The organism is Granulosicoccus antarcticus IMCC3135 (assembly GCF_002215215.1).
In the GTDB taxonomy this organism is placed as follows: Bacteria; Pseudomonadota; Gammaproteobacteria; order Granulosicoccales; family Granulosicoccaceae; genus Granulosicoccus; species Granulosicoccus antarcticus.
In genome coordinates this window covers 1,876,769-1,897,752 of the sequence record NZ_CP018632.1, presented here as the reverse complement: position 1 = coordinate 1,897,752, position 20,984 = coordinate 1,876,769, and the positions used below count along the sequence as shown (strand labels likewise).

The window sequence follows — 20,984 nt, the reverse complement described above, 5'->3', positions numbered from 1 at the left end:
ACGCAATGGCCATGGATAACAACACCCTGATTCCCTCACCCACCGATGTTGTGGCCGAAGCACTGCAGTCCCTGGAAATTGATACCACCCACAGCCCGGAAAGTATTGCCGAGACTCAGCACTGGCTGTCAAATCCGGGCATTGATGATCCATCGCTGACTGATTACACACAACTGGCCTTTGTCACGATCGACAACCCCGACTCAAGGGATCTGGACCAGGCCTTGCTGATAGAGCGTCACGAGGCCGCAGGTTATCGCGTCCGTTATGCTCTGGCTGATGCCGCGTATTACGTACGCGCAGGATCCGCCTTGTTTGACGAGGCGCTGGCACGTGGCACCACCTATTACACACCGATACTGGCGGTGCCCATGCTACCGGTTGAGCTCTCGGAGGGTCTCGTATCTCTCAACCCGCTAGTGGATCGACGTGCACTGGTCTTTGACATGATTGTCAACGAGCAGGGAGCCGTGACTCGCACCTGTGTTGTTCGGGCAAAAATTCATAGTCAGGCCAAACTCAGTTACGCCGGTGTGCAAGCCTGGCTGGACGATGCGCCCATCGCCGTGCGTCCCTATGACGATTCTCTATTGTTGCTCAGGGAGCTGGGCAACATACTTATCAAAGCGGCCATCCAGCGAGGTGTCGTACGCTTCAACCGGGTGGAAAGCCATATTACTGTGGACGGTGAACCGCCACAATTCGCTGCCGCGCAACGCTCCCGGTATCAGACCGAACGTTACAACGAGCAGATCAGCCTGATGTGCAATATGCAGGGTGCCGAAATGCTACTGGCAATGAGTGGCGTCAACGATGCCATTCAAACCGTTTTCCGAGTTCATGACGCCCCACTACGCAAGAGCCTGAGCGAACTACGCGACACCCTGGATTCATTTGCCGAGCTACAACCGAACCCGGTCCCATGGCGCTGGCTTCCCGATCAATCACTGGCAGATTACGTGGAAAGTCTACCCACTGGCGAACAGCACGCACGCCGAGTCATGGCCGTGCAGCGCCAGATCATGCAAGCGCAGCGGGCCTCGGTTTTCACACCGGAAGCTGGCGAACATCACGCACTCAGAGCCGCCAGCTATGCCCGCTTTTCCTCTCCCATGCGTGAGGTAGTGGGTATTTTCACTCACAAGGAACTGCTTGAAGCACTCGGTGGGCATAGTTTTGAGGATGGGTCGGATGAAACACTGCGAGAGCAGGTCATCCAGGTCGCCAATAGCTCCCGTCAACGCCAACGCAAGCTTGAAAAGGTGATTGAATTTGCTGCGTTGTTCAGCGTTTTCTCACGAGAGCTGGCGCTACCCGAGCCCCCTCTTCATAGCGGCACCATCATGGGAATGCGGGGCGACCGTCTGTATGTGGCTCTCGATGACCTGGCAGTCGACGTAAAGCTCTACAAGGATGACTTACAAGAACAATTCAACTCCGCCTACACCATGACGGATATCGAAGCTATCCCTGAAACGAGCAATCAGCCTGCCTGGCAGATGGCCCAGGCTGTGGGGCTGACAGTCATGGACTACGATAAAGAGCGCAAGCGTTTCCTCTTCAAACTAGCTCCGCTGGATATGCACAGTGCATGACCGGATGCGTAGCAGCGCAGCAGTTCTTCCCACCTTCACCGGGTGCAAGACACCTCAGACCGAGAACCTCACAGCATGTCTAAAGTGACCGCCGGCGTCGGGCCGAAATACCCTCAAGTTGTTGTTCTGTTCGGAGCTACCGGAGACCTTGCCAAACGCAAGCTGATACCCGGTCTGTACCACCTGTCCAGCGCAGGCTTTCTGCCGGATTGCCGGATAATCGGCGTTTCACTTGAGGAGTTGAGTTGCGAGGAATTCCAGAATCAGTGCCTGGCGTCTCTGGAGGAATTTTCATCCAGAAATGTCAATAACGAAGACTGGGAAGCCTATAAGGCCAGGCTATCCTATGTGCCGCTATCAGCTGGAGCTGCAGCTCTTGAAAAGGCGGTACTGGAGGCCGAGGCCTCTTTTGGCGTTGAGTGCCGGCGATTGCACTATCTGAGCGTACCGCCCAAGGCAGCCCTTTCCGTCATCAACACACTCGGTGAAGCCAGGTTGATCGAGCGCGCCAGAATTGTCATGGAAAAACCATTCGGAGTAGACCTCCAGTCTGCGGTGGCACTCAACAGTGAAGTTCACAAGGTATTTGAAGAAGATCAGGTTTTCCGTATCGATCACTTCCTGGGCAAGGAACCCGCGCAGAACATACTCGCTTTCCGCTTTGCCAACGGACTATTTGAGCCCATCTGGAATCGTAATTTCATTGAACATATCCAGATCGATGTTCCCGAGACGCTGGGGCTGGATAGCCGTGCTGGTTTCTACGAGACCACTGGGGCATTTCGAGACATGGTAGTCACGCATCTTATGCAAATACTGGCATTCGTTGCCATGGAGCCACCGGTTGCCCTGGAACCAAGCTCCATCAGCGAAGAAAAGAACAAGGTTTTTCGCAGCATGATGCCAATCCAGCCGCATCATGCCGTTCGCGGCCAATACACCGGATACCGCGAACACGAAGGGGTAAATCCGGAATCACAAACCGAAACCTTCATCGCCCTGAAGTGCAGCATAGACAACTGGCGCTGGGCTGGTGTGCCCTTCTACCTGCGAACGGGTAAACGGCTTGCTGAAGGTCAGCGCATCATTTCCATTGCGTTCCATGAACCACCCAAGAGCATGTTCCCCCGTGATTCGGGGGTCGGATTACACGGTCCTGATCACCTTACCTTCGACCTGTCCGATTCATCCCGGACTTCACTGTCATTTTATGGCAAACGTCCCGGCCCCGGCATGAAACTGGACAAACACAGCATGCAGTTCGGCATGGATGAAACAAGGAACGTCGGCGAGGTACTGGAGGCCTATGAGCGTCTTATTCTGGATGCGATGCGCGGCGATCACACCCTGTTTACGACTTCGCGAGGTATCGAACGCCTGTGGGAACTATCATCGCCATTACTCGAGAATCCACCGCCCGTGAATCGGTATTCACCGGGATCCTGGGGACCCAATGCCATTCACCAGCTGATTGGTCCACGTGCCTGGCGCCTGCCTTTCGAGCGCAACTGGCGAGACTGATCAACAAGCCAGCACCTGCCATCTATCGGTAAGGATGTCAGGTAACTGGTCAGCAGATTGGGGCCGATGGGCGTAAACGGCACGCAAGCTTCAGTGCCACGCCCTCTTCCTAGTCTCAGACGGGCTCAGAACGACGCATCAGAAGTGTTTTATCTACGCCGTCTTCACCGCCGCCTTCTCGGCCAGCGTGATTCCTGCCAGTACGAGAATCAGCCCAACCAGGTGAAACCATTGAAACTGTTCTTTCAGAATCAGCACGGCCAGTATCGAACCAAAGATAGGCACCAGGTTCACGAATAGCCCGGCACGATTACCGCCAATCAATTCCACGCCGCGCGCGAACGCTAACTGGCTAATGAGTGTCGGGAAAATAATGACGTAAACCAACACGCCCCAGCCACCAAGACTCGGCATGGTGAATCCCACCTGGGCCAGCTCCCAGGCGGCGAAGGGTATCGTGATGGTGAAGGCACTGAGTGATATCACCCACATGAAACTCATCCAGTGGATAGCAGGACGCCAGCGTAACCCGAAAGTATAGCCAGCATAGAAGAGACAACCTACCAGCATGATGGCGTCGCCGCGATTGAGACCTTCGGACAGAAAACGACCCGGCTCTCCTGCTGTGGCAGTTACGAGTACGCCGAACAGTGTCAGTAACAACCCCATTATCTGCAGCCATCGAACTCGCTGCGAGAGAAAGATGAAGTTGGCCAGCATGATCAGCATGGGCATCGAGGCTTGCTCGATACTGACGTTGATTGCCGTGGTGTAGCTCAGAGCCCAGTACATGAACAGATTGAACATGGCCATACCGAACCCACCCAACATGAACAGCAACCACAAGTTGCTCTTCAGTATTGGCCAGTCCCGCTTCAATGGCCCGATAGCAAATGGCAGCAGATAGATAACAGCACACAACCACCGAGCACTGGTCAGGGTGAACGGTTGCCAATCCAGAGTGGCAAGTCGACCTGCAACGGCATTGCCACCCCACATCAGTGGGGCAAGAATCAGTAGCAGGTAGGCATTATCGACAACGCCCTGAAAAGCACGTCTTGCGAGCGCGGTCATGTATGAGCCATCTTCAAGGGATTACAGCAGCCGTGAACCGGCCAGATTAATGTCGGCAGCCTTCAAGCAAGGATGCCGACACTTGTACGGACCTGAATATCAGTTGGCCACGATATTAACCAGACGACCCGGTACCACGATGACCTTGCGGATCGTCAAACCATCAACATGCCGTTGCACGTCAGCATCTGCCCGAGCCGTTGCCTCACAGTCCTCACGGGATGCATCGGCTGCCACCGTAATGGATGATCGGCGCTTGCCATTGACCTGAACGACCAGCTCCAGCTCATTGCGCGTCAGTGCATCCTCATCTGTTTCAGGCCAGGCTTCGTTGATCAGAGCTGTCGTATAACCCATTCCCTGCCACAACTCGTGTGTGATATGCGGTACGAAAGGACTGAGCAAGCGTACCAGCGCACTGCAGGCTTCAAACACGACGGCCTTGCCAGACTCGCTTCGATCAGAGAAGCGTGTGACTTCATTGAACAACTCCATCATTGAAGCAATGGCGGTGTTGAACGTCATGCGTCGCTCAATGTCGTCTGTCACCTTGGCAATCGTTTCGTGAGTCTTGCGCCGCAGAGCCTTCTGTTCGTCGTTCAATTCTTCAACGTTCAGCGTCGCCTGTATGAAACTGCTATCCAATACGCTGACTTCCCGCCAGACGCGCTTGAGAAAGCGATGCATGCCTTCTACGCCACCTTCCTTCCATTCCAGCGATTGGTGTGGAGGTGTATCGCTCATGGAAAACAAACGCATGGTGTCAGCACCATAGCGATCGATCATCTCCAGAGGGTCCACCCCGTTATTCTTGGACTTCGACATTTTCTCAATGCGACCCACCGTCACCGGCTGTCCATCAGACTTCAATATGGCGCCATCGATACGACCCTTGTCGTCGTAGCTGATATCCAGTTCCTTGCGATTGAAGTACTCGGCCTTGCCACTGTCTTCTGTCCGGTAGAAGGACTCAGCCACCACCATGCCTTGTGTCAACAGTCGGGTGAACGGCTCATTCGAAACAACAAGACCTGCATCACGCATCAACTTGTGAAAGAAGCGCGCATACAACAGGTGCATGACCGCATGCTCGACACCACCAATATACTGATCGACCGGCAACCAGTAGTTGGCGCGCTCGTCCAGCATTTTCGCGGCATCTGGTGAGCAGAAGCGTGCGTAGTACCAACTGGATTCGAAGAAGGTATCGAATGTATCGGTTTCGCGGCGTCCGGGTTTGTCGGTGCCGGGGACTGTCGTATTGATGAAGTCAGGATCTTCCTTGATCGGGGATGTGACTCCTGAAAAGGCTACGTTTTCAGGCAGACGAACCGGCAGGTCTTCTTCGGGAACGACATGGACGTTGCCCTCTTCATCATAGATGATCGGAATCGGGCAGCCCCAGTAACGCTGCCGGGATATACCCCAGTCACGCAGGCGGTAATTGACCTTGCGCTCACCCTTTGCCAGCTTGACCAGATGATCCGCTGTGGCTGCGAAAGCGGCCTCGTAGTCAAGCCCGTCGAAGTCACCGGAGTTGATCGTTACCGTGTTTTCCTTGTCCGTGAACGGGCCTTCGGACACATCAACCGGGTTGACGGTGGATTGCACAACCTGCTTGATACGCAAACCATACTTGGTGGCAAAGTCCCAGTCACGCTGGTCGTGCCCAGGCACAGACATGACGGCACCTGTGCCATAGGTCATCAGGACGAAATTGGCGACATAGACAGGCACCCGCTCCCCGGATACCGGGTTGATAGCTTCGATACCCAAGGGCACACCACGTTTCTCCATGGTTTCCATGGCGGCTTCTGACGTACCTGTACTCGTACATTCGGCAATGAAATCAGCGACTTCAGAGTTGCGTTTACCCATTGCTCTGGCCACGGGATGCTCGGCTGCAACAGCCATATAAGTGACGCCTGCCACTGTATCCGGACGTGTTGTATAAACGCGAATCGCATCTGCCATACCGTCTTCGGTAATATCCAGAGGTGCATCACCACGTCCCGCCAGAGCAAATTCGAACTCGACCCCTTCAGAGCGTCCAATCCAGTTCTTCTGCTGTGCCCGTACCGCTTCTGGCCAGCCTTCCAGCTTGTCGGTCTCTTCGAGCAACTCTTCTGCGTATTGGGTGATCTTCAGGAACCACTGAGGTATTTCACGTCGCTCCACTTTGGCACCTGAGCGCCAGCCGCAGCCATTCGAATCGACCTGCTCGTTAGCCAGCACCGTACCTTCCACGGGATCCCAATTGACCACCGCCATTTTCTTGTAAGCCAGTCCCTTTTTCACCAGCTGCGTGAAAAACCACTGCTCCCAACGATAGTATCCAGGCTTGCAGGTAGCCAGCTCACGAGACCAGTCATAAGCGATGCCCAGCTTTTGTAACTGTTCCCGCATTTCTTCAATGTTGGAATAGGTCCATTTGGCGGGCGCTGTATTGTTCTTGATAGCCGCGTTCTCGGCTGGCAAGCCAAAAGCATCCCAGCCCATAGGCTGCAGCACGTTGAATCCCTGCATGCGCTTGTAGCGCGAAATCACATCGCCAATGGTGTAATTACGGACATGCCCCATATGCAGACTGCCACTGGGGTAGGGAAACATGCATAGGCAGTAGTATTTGGGCCGGTCGGTATCTTCGGTGACCTGAAACGCATCGTTAGACGTCCAGACAGCCTGCACGTCAGTTTCCGTGCGGCGAAAATCGTATTGGTCCTGCATGAGATGCCTTCGGTAGATAGTAAGAATGTGGGGATTAGCGCAAGCCCTTAATATACAGCAGGCACCACCACTTTCCACCCAAGCACCTGCACAGGAGTGATTACGCGACGCCAGCTTTCGCTCAGTGGTTCCTCAACCAGGCCAGCGAGAGTACGTAGTCCGAGGTAACTGCCATGCGCAATTGCACCTCGGATTCGCGAAAATGCTTGCTGAGTTCCTCGTTACAGAAGCTCAGATGCGGCTTGCCACTGACGATGTCACAGATCTCCACCTCCTTGAAGCCGATAAAACGACCGTAAGAAGGCCTCAGACATTTGTAAACACTTTCCTTGAGACTGAACAATGCCGTTGCTTGCCAGCGTTTAGCACCTTGCATGGCCAGTTCAGTCTGCTCACTGGCAGTGGCAACCACCTTGATCACACCCGCCTCAAGAGGCTGGATACGTTCAAGGTCAACCCCCAGACTCGCAGCTTCGCTCATATCGCGTAAGGCAACAGCAGACACCGCCCAGTCATTTGTATGACTCACACTGCCTACCACGCCCTCTGGCCAGCAGACTGACCCATCGTCTGCTCTGGCCAGCACACAAGCAGGCAAACCCGCTTCAGCCAGAGCGATTCGGGCGCAACGTCTACCACTGGAGAAGGTGCGCTGTCGCAACGGCGCCGAGGCGGCAATCACTGAGCGCTCCTCAGGGTAAAGGGCCTCAACACAGTCAGTAACGGGTTGGCTGGCCAGGTAGATATTGGTCCCCGCCCACTCAGGTGCGAAACTCAGGCCATTGGCTGGATTCTGGAGCGGATCCAGTGATGTGCTCACGATACCGGGATATCCTCATAGACGGCCGAACGTGTTTCGGGGATGGGCTGATTGTCGTCGGCACGATAGGTGTAGACCAGCGAGCGCTTGATGACACTGGAATCGTTCTGCCCGGCTGCATGCAGGGTCCGTGAATGGAAGAAAAGCATATCGCCAGCCTTCAGATCGACAGAGACTACTTTCGCCAGCAAGGCCTCGTTGGCAGGCAGATCGGTGCGCAGGAACAAAGCTGCATCGAACTGTCCCGGTTCAAAATCCAGTGTATGAGAACCGGGAATGACCAGTAGTCCGCCGTTATGAGCATTCTCAGGTCCCAGAGCCAACCAGGTACTGACCAGCTCGCGCCGGTCAAAACGCCAGTAGCGTATATCCTGATGCCAGCTGGTGACACTGCTGAACCCAGGGTGTTTGGTCATGACGCAATTATGATGGTTTTGCGATAGGCGAACGGCATCGGTGTTCATCAAAGCCTTGAGCGTGGCCACGATCTGGGGGTGTCTGCCCACCTGCTGGAACAGGGAATCCCGTCCGAAAGCATGCAACAGCCGCCGCGGAGTGCTGCCACCGGGTGCGCTTTTGGAACTGGGCGCGCCCGGATAATGCACATCGGCCTCGAACTCAACCGGCGCCAATGCCGGCGACAGCGACCGATCGATCAATTCGACCAGTGCAGAAACTTCCTCAGTCGAGAACAGGGATCGGGCTATGTAATAGCCATCGCGCTCAAAGGCTGCAACGGCCGTACTGATTGCATCCAAGTCAACATACTCCTGAATTGATGAGAGGGTGAAATTCTAGTCCCACTCACCATATTACAGCAGCGACGCCCTGACATCAGTCATGGTCCAAAATCTCGTTCACCCGTACACTACATCGAGCAAAACACCTTATCGATCCGAGCTGAGCGAATCTGGCTACCCTGCCCTGTTCCCGCTTGATCAAAAGATGTCTGCAGCCTCACCTCCATTCATTTCAGACAACGCCCACGTCCATGAGCAAGCACATACTGATCGAGAATGCCTATCAGAACAATCTGAAGCACCTGGATCTGAAACTGCCGTACGGTGAATTGATTGTCATCACCGGTGTCAGCGGCAGCGGCAAATCCACTCTCGCTTTCGACACGATCTATGCGGAAGGCCAACGGCGTTATGTGGAAACATTCTCGCCCTATGCCCGGCAGTTTCTGGACAGGATGGATAAACCGCAGGTGGACCGGATAGAGGGTATCCCACCCGCTATTGCCATCGACCAGACCAACCCGGTGCGCACCTCCCGTTCGACCGTTGGCACCATGACGGAACTCAATGATCACATCAAGCTCCTGTTTGCTCGTACTGCCAGACTTTATTGCGGAGATTGTGGAAAACCGGTTACACGCGACACGCCGGAGAAAATAAGCAACGACTGGTTCGACCAGAGCGAACCACGCCGCATCATGGTGACCTTCCAGGTTCCGATTCCAGCAAATTTTTCAGCAGACGAAATCCAGGACTGGCTGGCCAGGCAAGGCTATACCAAGGTCCATCAACAAAGTGACACCAGCATTGATGTCATCCAGGACAGATTGTCAACGCGTGAAGATAATCGCAGTCGTTTCATCGAAGCTATCGAAGCTGGCTTGCGGTATGGGCAAGGTAAAGTCAGCGTACATACGCTGGATGAAGAGCGTCAATCCTCAGGCCAAACCAGCTATTCGACAGCTTTGCAGTGCGAAGCCTGCGGCATCCGGTATCGAGAACCGATTCCTTCGAGCTTTTCCTTCAACTCCCCCATCGGGGCCTGTGAGTCATGCAAGGGCTTTGGCCGGATCATCGGTATCGATTACAGACTGGCGTTACCAGATGTCAGCAAGACGCTCAAGGGCGGTGCCGTCAAGGTATTCCAGAGCGAATCAGGTGCCGCTTGTCAGCGGGATCTGGAACGAGCTGCAAAAAAACAGGGCATTCCACTGGATGTACCGTTCGACGAGATGACCAGCACCCAACAGAACTGGGTCATCCAGGGCGACGGCAGTGAGGCCGAGAATAGCTGGTACGGGATCAAAGGCTTCTTCGACTACCTGGAACGCAAATCCTATCGCATGCATGTGCGAGTAATGCTGGCCAAATACCGCAGCTATGATGAGTGCCCAGCCTGTCATGGGGCCAGACTGAAACCAGCCTCACTGAACTGGCGTGTCGGAACGCTGGAGGATGCTGCGAGAGTCATTGAACCCGGTGCACGCTACCGTGATGCGCAAGCCCCCTTTTCGGACAAGGTCATGGCGACACTACCAGGCCTGAATATCGTGGATCTCATGCAGCTGCCACTGTCCAGGGCACTGCAGTTCGTCGAAGCGATCGCCCAGGGCCATGTTGATGATCCCACAGACATGGTGGTGCGCGAGATGCGCTCGCGACTGGCCTACCTGAATGATGTGGGCCTGAGCTATCTGACCCTCGATCGCCAGTCACGCACCCTGTCTGGTGGCGAGGTGCAACGTATCAATCTGACGACAGCCCTCGGTACTTCACTGGTCAATACGCTGTTCGTGCTCGACGAGCCCAGCATCGGGCTACATGCACAGGACATGGATCGGGTCATCCGGGTTCTGAAACGACTGCGTGACGCCGGCAACACGCTCATCGTTGTAGAGCACGATCCGCAATTGATGCTAGCCGCCGATCGCATCATAGACATAGGCCCGGGTCCAGGTCGCGCCGGCGGCAACATTGTCTTCAACGGCAAGCCTGCCGCACTGTTGAAAAGCAAGAAATCACTGACAGCCAAATACCTGAACGGTGAAAAAACTCTGAATTTCTCGTCCCCCGAACGTGGTAGTCGCGGTACTGAAAAACTCATACTCAGCGGTGCCAACGGCCATAATCTGCAGGATGTGACGCTGGAGATTCCGCTGAATCGTCTGGTCTGCCTGACAGGCCCCAGCGGGTCAGGCAAATCGACTCTCATCCAGGACACCCTGTTCAATGCCCTGACATCGCTCAAGGGCAAACCCAAGGACCTGGCACTTCCCTATACCGCCATCACCGGCGATGAACAGATCACCGATGTAATACTGGTTGATCAGTCACCCATCGGAAAATCGGCTCGTTCCAACCCGGTCAGCTACACCGGCGCTTTCGAATCCATTCGCAAGTTATTCGAAAAAGTACCTGAGGCTCAGGAGCGTGGTTACAAGGCCAGTGCTTTCAGTTTCAACTCTGGCATGCGTTGTCCGGCCTGCTCGGGTAATGGATTCGAGCATGTTGAAATGCAATTCCTCTCTGATGTCTATCTACGTTGCGCCGAATGCCAGGGACGTCGATACCGCGCAGAGTTGCTGGAAATCAAACTCTTCAACCAGAGCGAGGCCGAAGGTCAGTCAATTGCAGACGTACTGGAAATGACCGTCGAACGTGCACTCGAATTCTTTGCAGAGAACAAAGCGGTCATCACAGCACTCAGCCCTCTGCGAGAGGTGGGCCTGGGCTATCTGCAACTGGGCCAGCCCGTTCCCACCCTCAGCGGTGGTGAAGCACAGCGCCTGAAACTGGCAGCCTATCTGGGACAGGCTGCCATGATTCGATCCAAACGCACCATTGATGGCCATACCCTCTTCCTGTTTGATGAGCCGACTACCGGCTTGCACTTCGAAGACATTGGCAAGTTGCTCAATGCCTTCGAACAACTGGTGGAACAGGGACACTCACTGGTGGTGATCGAGCACAATCTGGATGTCATTGCCAACGCGGACTGGATCATCGATCTTGGTCCTGCCGGTGGAGATGCCGGCGGCAAGATCGTCTGCAAGGGCACCCCCGTGCAAGTCATGGCCCACAAGACCAGTGTTACCGCTGCCTCTCTGCGTGATTACAGAGATGCCACTGATCGCTTGAAAGCCACAGGTATCGCCGAGATAGCAGCGCCCGATCCCTTACAGCTGATCAACACTGATCCCGGCGACGCCATCGTCGTGCACAAGGCCCGCGAACACAATCTGAAGAATATCGACGTTCGGATTCCACGCGATAAAATGACGGTCATCACCGGCATGAGTGGCAGTGGCAAGAGCACACTCGCTTTTGATATCGTCTTCAACGAAGGTCAGCGTCGTTATCTGGAATCGCTGAATGCCTACGCTCGGCAATTCGTGCAACCCGCCTCCAGACCCGATGTCGATGCCATTACCGGCATCCCTCCCACGGTTGCCATCGAGCAGCGCACCAGTCGCGGCGGCCGCAAGAGCACGGTCGCCACGATGACCGAGATCTATCACTTCCTGCGCCTGCTGTTTGTCAAACTGGGTGTACAGCATTGCCCCGACTGCGAAGTCCCCATATCGGCACAATCGGTTGATGCCATCACCGCTCAGGTGCTCAAGCAGCATCGTGGCAAGAAGATCAATCTGCACGCGCCTCTGATTGTCAATCGCAAGGGCTATTACACCGATCTGGCCAAATGGGCATTGAACAAGGGCTTTACGACACTGCGTGTCGACGGCAAGGCACTGCCAACGACCGAATGGCCGCGGCTGGACCGCTTCAAGGAACACACCATTGATCTGCCAGTGGGCACTTTCATGGTCGATGTGAAACACGAAGCCGAACTACAGGCATTGATACAGCGAGCCATCGATTATGGTAGCGGTGTGGTCAAGATCAGCAGTGCCAGCGGTCGCGAAAAACTATTCTCGACGCAACGGGCCTGCCCGAGCTGCCAGCGCAGCTTTGCCGAGCTGGATCCGCGCATGTTTTCCTACAACTCCCGGCACGGCTGGTGTGAGAGCTGCTTTGGCACCGGTGAAGTGATCCCCGGCTTTGACGAAGAACAGACCGGCGAAGAGCGTAGCTGGTCGAACAGCGATGAGGATCCGGTCACCTGTCCACAGTGCGAAGGCCAGCGCCTCAAGAGCGAATCACTGGCGGTGTACTTTCAGGACTGGAACATTGCTGATTACACCACTTTATCGATTGTCGATGCCGGCAAGGTGTTTTCGAGCATAAAGCTCAATGATCGAGAAGCAACCATTGCCAGAGACAGCCTCAAAGAGCTGAACTCTCGCCTGTCCTTCCTGGTTGAAGTCGGTCTGGAGTACCTATCGCTGGACCGGGCTGCACCGACCTTGAGCGGTGGCGAAGCACAACGCATACGGTTAGCGGCACAGCTGGGCTCGAACCTGCAGGGTGTGTGCTACATCCTCGACGAGCCAACCATCGGATTACATCCACGCGATAATCGCATGTTGCTCGATACGCTGGCGCGATTGCTGAAAAAAGGCAATACCATCGTCGTGGTAGAGCACGACGAGGAAACCATTCTCAGTGCCGACCATATTATCGACATCGGCCCGGGTGCCGGTGTGCGTGGCGGTGAAATAGTGGCCTCGGGCACTGTTGCCAAAGTACGTAAAAATCCGGATTCAGTCACTGGGCGCCTACTGGATCACCCACTACAACATCCGCTCTATCCGACTCGTACCGGGCCTGAGCACAGCCTGCATGTGACTAACGCGCACCTGCACAACCTGAAGAACGTCTCAGTCGATATACCGCTGGGCCAACTGGTTTGTGTCACGGGTGTTTCAGGCTCGGGCAAAAGCACGCTCATTCGTGATGTCGTGCACGACAACCTGCGGGTACTGAACGCTCAGAAAAGCAAACGCAAGCTTGGCACTCTGGTCGGTTGTGAAGATATCTCTGGCTGGGAGAGTATTTCCCGTCTGCTGGAAGTTGATCAGACCCCTATCGGCAAAACATCTCGCTCCTGCCCGGCTACCTACATCGGCTTCTGGGACAACATCAGACGCCTTTTCGCCGATACGACCGAGGCTCGCATTCGTGGCTACAATGCCAGCCGCTTCTCGTTCAATACCGGCGATGGTCGCTGTGAGGAATGCGCCGGACAAGGCATGCAACGCATCGAGATGAGTTTTCTGCCCGATGTCCGCGTACTGTGTGAAGTCTGTAACGGCATGCGCTTCAATCATGAAACCCTCTCCGTACGCTACAAGGACAAATCCATCGGTGATGTTCTGATGATGAATGTCGATGAAGGCGTCGAGTTTTTTGATGCACATGTCAGCATCCGGCATGCCCTGAAGTTGCTGCAGGATGTCGGCCTGGGCTACCTGACGCTCGGTCAGCAAAGCCGAACACTCAGCGGTGGCGAGGCGCAGCGAATCAAGCTTGTCACCGAGCTGTCAAAGGCCAAACCCTCTGTCCGTGACTCCTCGGGCAAGGCCATCGTGAACGTGCACACGCTCTACATTCTGGACGAACCCACGGTGGGCCTGCACATGGCTGATGTGGAGAATCTGATTCACGTACTGCATCGATTGGTGGAAGCCGGAAACTCAGTCATTGTCATCGAACACAATCTGGATATCATGGCTGAGGCAGACTGGATCATAGACATGGGTCCTGAGGGCGGTACGGGAGGCGGTAAAGTGGTTGCACGCGGCACTCCGAAGAAAGTTTCGATGTCAAAACGCTCACGAACCGCCCCCTATCTGCAACAGATATTGAGCCAATGACAAGCTCCCTCATGACTGGATAAGGCAACATGGCAAGCAGCACAAGCTTTTTTACGACACTCGATGGCCTGTGGTTTCAGCCCACTGAACACACACGAGGCCCTTGGGATGAGCATGCCTGCCATGCCGGTCCACCCACAGGCTTGTTGGCACGCGCGGTAGAACAGTTGTTCCCTGAGCATCGCCTGACACGTCTGACGGTTAACCTGCAACGACCAGTGCCCTTTGACGGCTTTCATGTTCACGCCAGTATTGTCCGGCAGGGCCGCACTGTCTGTCTGAGCGAGGCACACCTGGTCGATCGCTCCGGCAAGACCGTGATTACAGCCGCTGGCATGCACCTGTTACCGGCCTCTCCTGTTGAGGATATGCCCAGCTACCAACAAGACATGGGCTCACCCGAGCAAGCCGCCGCCGGGCCTTTCCCTATTGAATCGACCCTGCATGGCCAGCCTGCCTTCAATGGTGCGGGTGTTGCCGTGCGCTACCCGGCAGGCCAGAACAACGCGCCGGGACCTACCCGAGCCTGGCTGAAGACGGTACCGTTGCTGGACAGTGAAACAGCCAGCCCATTCCAGCGAATCTGTCCTTTGGCCGACTGCGGCAACGCCTTCGGAAGAAATGCCGAACCACAGGATGTCACTTTCATGAATACCGACCTGACACTGGTATTGCATCGTGATCCAGTTGGTGAATGGCTCGGCACTGACAGTGTCGGCTATTGGGAAACCAATGGAATCGGCCTGGCCGATGCCTTGTTGTTTGATGCAACAGGTGTGGTCGGTCGGGCAATGCAGACACTGGTCTTGAGAAAAAACTGACCTGTCGATGCCAGAGGGGTCACATATTGAGTGAAAAACGAGCCCTTGGCCGGAAACCATGAACGGGTCCCTCGCCCCTTATCTGCTCAGACAGTATTATCTGTCTCGTCAAGCCATTAACCGAAACCGCCATGCCGTTTCGGTCTGCCTGCGAGAGAAGCCGCTCCAGACTTCTCTCGCAGGCCATTTCACTACCTGACTTGTGAAATTAATTTGTTGGCCATTTCAGCCACCCCTACACCCTTAACCCTCGCATGACACGCTATAGTTGTGACACTGTGAACGAATCCCATCTCATAACGTCGCTGGACGAACTGGCCCGGATCTATCCGGCACCAAAACCCACCTCACGTGGCAAGATTCACGATTGCCTGAGTGAGCAGATGCAACGATGGCTGTTGCATTCACCGTTTTTCGTACTCGCCAGCCTCAGAGAATCGGGCATAGATTGCTCGCCACGCGGCGATGCTCCCGGCAAGGCTTTCACAGTGCTCGATGCCCATACCATTGCCATTCCTGATCGACGTGGCAACAACCGTATCGACACGCTGCGCAATCTGCTGATTGATTCACGCGTCGGACTCGTATTTCTCATTCCCGGTATCGCGGAGGCTCTCCGAATCAAGGGACGTGCGCATATCTCTGTCGACCCCCAACTGCTTGACAGATTTTCACTGGAGGAAGTCGCTCCAGCGACCGTCATTATCGTCAAGGTTGACTCTGCCTACGTACAAAATGCTCGTGCAATACGCAGCTCCCACCTGTGGGATGATGATTTTCTGGTTGATCCTGATCAGGTACCAAGCGCTGCAGACTTGTCGCTGCAACCATGAGATATCGCGAAGACACGACGCCGAATCCGGACCTTCCCTACGGGGAGAGCATGCACAGTATGTTGACGCTTTCCATGGTTCTGGCCATTATCATCGGCGTCCTGCTCTATGCAGCCGGACGCCATGGCAAGATAATGTGGTTGCAGGTCTGGAGTGTTGGCCTGGTCATCTGTAGTGTTCTGTATCTGATCTGCGATCTTGCGGGCATTATCTGACTTCGATGTGCTCTACAGGGTCAATACTCCCCTTCGATTGACCGGCGTAGCTTGCTTGCACCGCAGCTGACTGCGCAGCACAATGTCATACCACCCTCAATACTGAAAATGGCTGCTTTCATGAACAAGGTTTCTCTGATTCTGTCCTGGCTGTCCTTACGATCGACCAGCGTATCTTTGCCACAACGGTTCCTGCAACCGCACTTCTCTCACCCCGCTGGGCAACAAGGACTCAGCAAGCGAGTCTTGGGCGCCAGCCTCATCGCTCTTGGCCTGCCAATGAGTTTGCAGGCAGACGCACTACCCGATCTGAAAGGTCGTGAGGTTGTTGTCGTTACCGAAAACGCCTACCCGCCGTTGCAGTTTGTTGACCCAAAGACCGGTGAGGCCATTGGTTGGGAGTATGACGCCATGAATGAGCTGGCCAAGCGATTGAACTTCACACTGGTCATCGAAAACTCCAGTTGGGATGCGATGATTCCGGCCATCAGCGAAGCTCAGTTCGATATTGGCATGACTGGCATTACCATCCGCGAAGATCGCAAGGAAAAAGTGGATTTCTCCGCCCCTTACATGCGCTCCGAAATGTTCATGCTGGTACGAGCCGATGAGGATCGATTCGCCAATGCAGAGGAGTTCGCGGCGCTGGAAGACGGATTGGTCGGAGCGCAGGCGGGCACCACACCTTTCTATACAGCAGTGTACGAAGTTCTCGACGGCGATGAGCAGAATCCGCGTATCAAGTTATTCGAAACTTTCGGTGCTTCAGTGCAGGCATTACGCAGTAATGATGTCGACCTGGTTCTCACCGATGGCACCGCCGGTAACGGTTATGTCAATGCCAACCCGGAATCGTTCAAGTTGGTGGGAGATGCCATGGGCAGTGAAGATTTTGGCTTCATTTTTCCCAAGGGCTCCGATTTGCTGGCCCCCATCAATGCCGGCATTGCCAGCTTGAAAGAAGACGGCACCCTGGACCAGCTCAACACCACCTGGTTTCTCGACTATGAGTTGGGTCGATAGGCACTGCGTGCGCCCCCTGCCCTAACCTTGCTTTCAATCCGTAAACAGATAACTGGCACGTGACACAACACAAGCAGCAAGACGACCCGTCAGACTCGGATTTCCCGTGGTGGCTGGTCGTCACACTTCTGATTGGTGCCTGGCTGGGTTACCGCATCGTCAGTGATGATTTGTACACCGAAGTCTTCGGCATTCTCGTCAAAGGCATCGGAGTTACAACTTTCGTCACGGTAACAGCCTTTACTCTGGCCAGTGCCCTCGGCCTTCTGCTTGCTGCAGCGGTACTTTCACCCTGGCTCGTGGTTCGTCAATGCGCGCGATTCTATATAGAAATCATGCGCGGCATACCCATGCTTGTATTATTATTCTACATCGCCTTCGTGGCAGCACCAGGGCTGGTTACACTTGCCAATGCACTCTTTGGCCAGTGGATGGACGCACCGCTTCGTACGCGTGACTTTTCATTGATGTGGCGCGCCATAGCAGCCCTGACTCTCGGCTATTCAGCCTTTATCGCAGAGGTGTTTCGTGCCGGCATTCTGTCGGTTGGACGAGGACAGAGCGAAGCGGCCTTGTCGCTTGGCCTCACACCGTTCAGTCGATTCCGCTACGTGATTTTCCCACAGGCATTTCGTACCATTCTGCCGCCATTGGGCAATGACTTCATCGCCATGATCAAGGACTCGGCACTGGTGTCAGTGCTGGGCGTTGCAGACATTACGCAACTGGGCAAGATTTACGCAGCAGGCTCATTCCGGTTCATGGAAACCTACAACATCGTGGCTTATATTTACCTACTGGTCACGATCGTACTTTCACTGTTGTTGCGCCGACTCGAGTCACGCTTACGTCAGAGTCAGAGTCAGATAGATCCTGGGAGTTGAGGTTTCACAAGCGCTGAGCCTGGCGATCAATAGATCAGCGCTTCAAGCTGGAGCGTCTCTGCCGTTCTTGTTCCGCTTTCTGAATGGACTCCCCCACGCCCCAGCTCAACGACAGCAGTGCAGGTTCTGACACCCCTTCAATGGCAGGTAGTTGCACCTGACGGGCGTAAAACTGTACACGAAAGAGCCCAGCGATCAGACTCTCCAGACTATAGTGACCGACGCTGAATACCTGTCGATAACGATGCACACGTAACTGTCCGAACTCAGTATTGAGAAATCCTCGAACCTGATTCATGACAGCATTCGCCAGATTTTGCGAGAACCGGGATTCAAGTTGATCGATGCCATCGACACCAATACAAGCCTGATGGTGCAGATTCTGGCGGATGGATAACAGCTGCGCCGTACTCCTTTTCTCAAGCGAAGTAACTACGCGCCGGCGGCCTGTTGCATCAAGCAGGTTCACCATGTTCACGATTTTCGCCGTGTGTGATCTGTCGGACTGTCCGCTCATTTGTCAGCTTGTAAAAACGTTACTGGTAACGGGTTATCGGATTGAAAACCGGAGCAGCCAGTCAGCTCATAAAGACGATAATCAGGCAGTGCTGAAGCAAAGTGTACTCTGTTGAAATCAGCTGTGGCGAGCCAGCCTTTCGATTCGTGACCTGGTAGTTCTCCAACTTGGTGATTGGAGAACTACTCGTCATCTAATCGCAGATAAGGGGCAGTTCAAGTCAGATGTTCACCAAGGATTTCAGCAAGTTCCGGTCGAAACTTGCGGACTTCATCATGTGTCAGCCCTTCCAGTGAATGAGGAAATTTCAGCCATTGATCGGTTTCATGCAGAAAGTAATCGGGCGCTTTTCCTGTCTTGTTTCTGCTCGGTTTGTAATAAGGCACGGCGACACGGATATCAGTCGGCAGGTTACGTCGGGTTTTTTCACGCAAGGTATCAATGACCGCTTCGACGCTACGGCCGGTATCGTAGACATCATCAACAATCAGCAAGCGATCCTCTGCGCTGATTCTTCTCACCAGATAATTGAGGTTGAAGACCTGCACATGGCTTGCCTGATTGTCGATGTCCTTGTATGACGACGTACGCACGGTAATGTGATCCGCATGAATACCTCTATAAGCCAGCAATTCCTGCATGGCGATACCCATGGGCGCGCCACCACGCCAGACAGCCACGATAAAGCTGGGGCGAAAACCGCTACGGTAAACCTTTGCTGCCAGAGAAAAGGAGTCTTCCAGCAATTGCTGGGCATTCAGGTACAGTTTCTCGCTCATGCGCGGAGTTTACCTGATGCGAGCGCTGGCTACACTGAGTAGCACATCGCCATGCGAGCTGGCAAATTGGGTAAACTGCCGACCCATCTTCTCTTCAACCACCACAGGCTCTCGACAGTGCAAGAAAAACACTACGTCACTGAGACGGACCTGCTGCAGGACGCCTATCGTCTTGGCGTGCAGATCGCAGAAAGCGGATTCCGTCCCACCTTTATCGTTGGTCTCTGGCGCGGCGGCAGCGTAGTCGGCATTGCGGTGCAGGAATGCCTGCAATACATCGGTATACCCACCGATCATATTGCCATCCGGACATCCTACCGTGGCCTGGCCAGCTACCAGCAAATGGTAGACAACCCGGAAACTGAAATTCGCATTCACGGCACGCAGTATTTGCTCGATACACTGGATCGGGACGACTCCCTGCTGATTGTCGATGATGTATTCAGCTCGGGGCTCACAAGCAGTGCGGTGATCAGTCGCCTGACATCACGGCTGAAAAACAATATGCCATCGGACGTACGCATTGCTGTCCCCTGGTACAAACCTGCGCACAACCGCACCACTCTAAAACCGGATTATTACGTGAATACAAGTGATGACTGGCTCGTCATGCCCTATGAGCTCAGCGGTCTGACCCATGAAGAAATCAGCAACAACAAGCCCTGGATGCTGCCAATGCTGGCCAGTCTCGACGATGTAAGCTCCTCATGAACGGCATGACAGGATTATTCTTCAAGGGCCTTGCCATGGGTGCGGCCAACGTTATCCCGGGTGTATCGGGCGGTACGATCGCACTGATAACCGGTATTTATGAGCGACTCATCAATGCCATCAAGCGTTGTGACCTGACCGCAGCACGACTGTTTCTGAAAGGCGAATGGAAAGCCTGCTGGGCACATGTCGACGGCCAGTGGTTGACGACGCTGCTTGCAGGTGTTGCCATCAGCATTGTGTCCCTGGCGCGCTTGTTCGAGTTTCTACTGGAGCACTATGAAAGCTACACGATGGCTTTTTTCTTCGGTCTGATCCTGCTCTCCATACTCTATGTAGCACGGGGCGTATCCCGCTGGAGCACCACCACCTACCTGGCGCTACTCATCGGGACTGCGATTGCGGTCGGCATCGCCATGCTGGCTCCCGCCTCACCCAATGACAACATGCTCTATGTCTTCCTGTGTGGTGTGCTGGCTATCAGCAGCATGATTTTGCCAGGCCTGTCCGGTTCATTCGTTCTCATTCTATTGGGAAACTATGCACTGGTACTCGGTGCCATCAGCTCCTTTTCACTGGGCATACTCATTCCCCTCGCACTGGGCTGTGCCTTCGGTCTGGTGGTTTTCTCTCACGTACTGGCCTGGGTCTTCAAACGTTATGCTGACGCGACTCTGGCCGTCATGACAGGTTTCGTCATCGGCTCTCTGGTGGTTATCTGGCCATGGAAAAATGCCATTACCCATACCGTTGAACGCGCAGGCAAGCCTCCACGCGAAGTCGTCACCAGTTACGAATGGTTCATGCCTCAGCTAAACGATTCCAGCACCTGGATTGCTCTGTCATTGATACTGGCAGGAGCCGTAGCAATCATGTTGATGGAGAAAGTTGCAGGCAGTAGCAACGATCAGGAATAGCTGCCTCGGGAGCGCCTCCCCCGTTGGAGGCAC

The 20,984-nt window shown here is 54.6% G+C and carries 16 protein-coding genes; 10 read left to right on the top strand and 6 right to left on the bottom strand.

The window, feature by feature from the left end; genetic code table 11:
* The first annotated feature begins 11 nt into the window (after positions 1–11).
* Entirely contained in the window at positions 12–1,595 is a 1,584-nt protein-coding gene (locus IMCC3135_RS08090; RefSeq protein ID WP_157735847.1) for a ribonuclease catalytic domain-containing protein, read from the top strand.
* A 75-nt stretch (positions 1,596–1,670) separates the two neighbouring features.
* Positions 1,671–3,116, top strand: a complete 1,446-nt coding sequence (gene zwf / locus IMCC3135_RS08085; RefSeq protein WP_088917141.1) for a glucose-6-phosphate dehydrogenase — start codon at positions 1,671–1,673, stop codon at positions 3,114–3,116.
* 153 nt (positions 3,117–3,269) lie between these two features.
* Here the strand turns inward: zwf and IMCC3135_RS08080 are convergent, their stop codons facing one another.
* The 4 genes from IMCC3135_RS08080 to IMCC3135_RS08065 all read right to left on the bottom strand — a co-directional run bounded on the left by IMCC3135_RS08080 (position 3,270) and on the right by IMCC3135_RS08065 (position 8,495).
* Complete coding sequence (locus IMCC3135_RS08080) at positions 3,270–4,190, bottom strand: DMT family transporter (protein ID WP_088917140.1); 921 nt, start codon at positions 4,188–4,190, stop codon at positions 3,270–3,272.
* Between the two features lie 99 nt (positions 4,191–4,289).
* On the bottom strand, positions 4,290–6,917 hold the full coding sequence (leuS, locus tag IMCC3135_RS08075; RefSeq protein ID WP_088917139.1) for a leucine--tRNA ligase: 2,628 nt from the start codon (positions 6,915–6,917) through the stop codon (positions 4,290–4,292).
* A gap of 121 nt (positions 6,918–7,038) precedes the next feature.
* The gene (locus IMCC3135_RS08070; protein WP_088917138.1) at positions 7,039–7,737 is read right to left on the bottom strand and encodes a 4'-phosphopantetheinyl transferase family protein; all 699 of its coding nucleotides are present in this window, start codon (positions 7,735–7,737) and stop codon (positions 7,039–7,041) included.
* Positions 7,734–8,495 (bottom strand): phytanoyl-CoA dioxygenase family protein, encoded by a 762-nt coding sequence (locus IMCC3135_RS08065; protein WP_205737960.1) that lies wholly within the window; start codon positions 8,493–8,495, stop codon positions 7,734–7,736. Before IMCC3135_RS08065 ends, IMCC3135_RS08070 begins: the two co-directional genes overlap by 4 nt.
* Positions 8,496–8,728: 233 nt before the next feature.
* Between IMCC3135_RS08065 and uvrA the strand changes: the two genes are divergently transcribed.
* The 6 genes from uvrA to IMCC3135_RS08035 all read left to right on the top strand — a co-directional run bounded on the left by uvrA (position 8,729) and on the right by IMCC3135_RS08035 (position 18,027).
* Positions 8,729–14,251, top strand: a complete 5,523-nt coding sequence (gene uvrA / locus IMCC3135_RS08060) for an excinuclease ABC subunit UvrA (RefSeq protein WP_088917136.1) — start codon at positions 8,729–8,731, stop codon at positions 14,249–14,251.
* Between the two features lie 29 nt (positions 14,252–14,280).
* On the top strand, positions 14,281–15,072 hold the full coding sequence (locus IMCC3135_RS08055) for a thioesterase family protein (RefSeq protein ID WP_088917135.1): 792 nt from the start codon (positions 14,281–14,283) through the stop codon (positions 15,070–15,072).
* Between the two features lie 278 nt (positions 15,073–15,350).
* Positions 15,351–15,905, top strand: coding sequence for an MSMEG_1061 family FMN-dependent PPOX-type flavoprotein (locus IMCC3135_RS08050; RefSeq protein ID WP_157735846.1), 555 nt, complete (start codon positions 15,351–15,353; stop codon positions 15,903–15,905).
* Positions 15,902–16,120, top strand: coding sequence for a hypothetical protein (locus IMCC3135_RS08045; RefSeq protein WP_088917133.1), 219 nt, complete (start codon positions 15,902–15,904; stop codon positions 16,118–16,120). The genes IMCC3135_RS08050 and IMCC3135_RS08045 overlap by 4 nt, the downstream gene beginning before the upstream one ends.
* Before the next feature lie 120 nt (positions 16,121–16,240).
* Positions 16,241–17,143 carry a transporter substrate-binding domain-containing protein gene (locus IMCC3135_RS08040; RefSeq protein ID WP_169727576.1) on the top strand — a complete coding sequence of 301 codons (903 nt, stop codon included), beginning with the start codon at positions 16,241–16,243 and terminating at the stop codon, positions 17,141–17,143.
* A gap of 59 nt (positions 17,144–17,202) precedes the next feature.
* Positions 17,203–18,027 carry an amino acid ABC transporter permease gene (locus IMCC3135_RS08035; RefSeq protein ID WP_088917132.1) on the top strand — a complete coding sequence of 275 codons (825 nt, stop codon included), beginning with the start codon at positions 17,203–17,205 and terminating at the stop codon, positions 18,025–18,027.
* A gap of 34 nt (positions 18,028–18,061) precedes the next feature.
* Here the strand turns inward: IMCC3135_RS08035 and IMCC3135_RS08030 are convergent, their stop codons facing one another.
* Positions 18,062–18,505, bottom strand: coding sequence for a hypothetical protein (locus IMCC3135_RS08030; RefSeq protein WP_157735845.1), 444 nt, complete (start codon positions 18,503–18,505; stop codon positions 18,062–18,064).
* A 254-nt stretch (positions 18,506–18,759) separates the two neighbouring features.
* Positions 18,760–19,323, bottom strand: a complete 564-nt coding sequence (locus IMCC3135_RS08025; RefSeq protein ID WP_088917130.1) for a phosphoribosyltransferase — start codon at positions 19,321–19,323, stop codon at positions 18,760–18,762.
* A 51-nt stretch (positions 19,324–19,374) separates the two neighbouring features.
* Between IMCC3135_RS08025 and IMCC3135_RS08020 the strand changes: the two genes are divergently transcribed.
* Both IMCC3135_RS08020 and IMCC3135_RS08015 read left to right on the top strand, forming a co-directional pair.
* Positions 19,375–20,034, top strand: a complete 660-nt coding sequence (locus IMCC3135_RS08020) for a phosphoribosyltransferase (protein ID WP_088917129.1) — start codon at positions 19,375–19,377, stop codon at positions 20,032–20,034.
* 5 nt (positions 20,035–20,039) lie between these two features.
* Positions 20,040–20,951, top strand: coding sequence for a DUF368 domain-containing protein (locus tag IMCC3135_RS08015; RefSeq protein WP_205737959.1), 912 nt, complete (start codon positions 20,040–20,042; stop codon positions 20,949–20,951).
* Positions 20,952–20,984: the final 33 nt, after the last annotated feature.

Coding starts and splice junctions, on each gene's coding strand:
- IMCC3135_RS08090 (WP_157735847.1), top strand. CDS start 12: ATGGATAACAACACCCTGATTCCCTCACCCACCGATGTTGTGGCCGAA.
- zwf (WP_088917141.1), top strand. CDS start 1,671: ATGTCTAAAGTGACCGCCGGCGTCGGGCCGAAATACCCTCAAGTTGTT.
- IMCC3135_RS08080 (WP_088917140.1), bottom strand. CDS start 4,190: ATGACCGCGCTCGCAAGACGTGCTTTTCAGGGCGTTGTCGATAATGCC.
- leuS (WP_088917139.1), bottom strand. CDS start 6,917: ATGCAGGACCAATACGATTTTCGCCGCACGGAAACTGACGTGCAGGCT.
- uvrA (WP_088917136.1), top strand. CDS start 8,729: ATGAGCAAGCACATACTGATCGAGAATGCCTATCAGAACAATCTGAAG.
- IMCC3135_RS08055 (WP_088917135.1), top strand. CDS start 14,281: ATGGCAAGCAGCACAAGCTTTTTTACGACACTCGATGGCCTGTGGTTT.
- IMCC3135_RS08045 (WP_088917133.1), top strand. CDS start 15,902: ATGAGATATCGCGAAGACACGACGCCGAATCCGGACCTTCCCTACGGG.
- IMCC3135_RS08040 (WP_169727576.1), top strand. CDS start 16,241: ATGAACAAGGTTTCTCTGATTCTGTCCTGGCTGTCCTTACGATCGACC.
- IMCC3135_RS08025 (WP_088917130.1), bottom strand. CDS start 19,323: ATGAGCGAGAAACTGTACCTGAATGCCCAGCAATTGCTGGAAGACTCC.
- IMCC3135_RS08020 (WP_088917129.1), top strand. CDS start 19,375: ATGCGAGCTGGCAAATTGGGTAAACTGCCGACCCATCTTCTCTTCAAC.
- IMCC3135_RS08015 (WP_205737959.1), top strand. CDS start 20,040: ATGACAGGATTATTCTTCAAGGGCCTTGCCATGGGTGCGGCCAACGTT.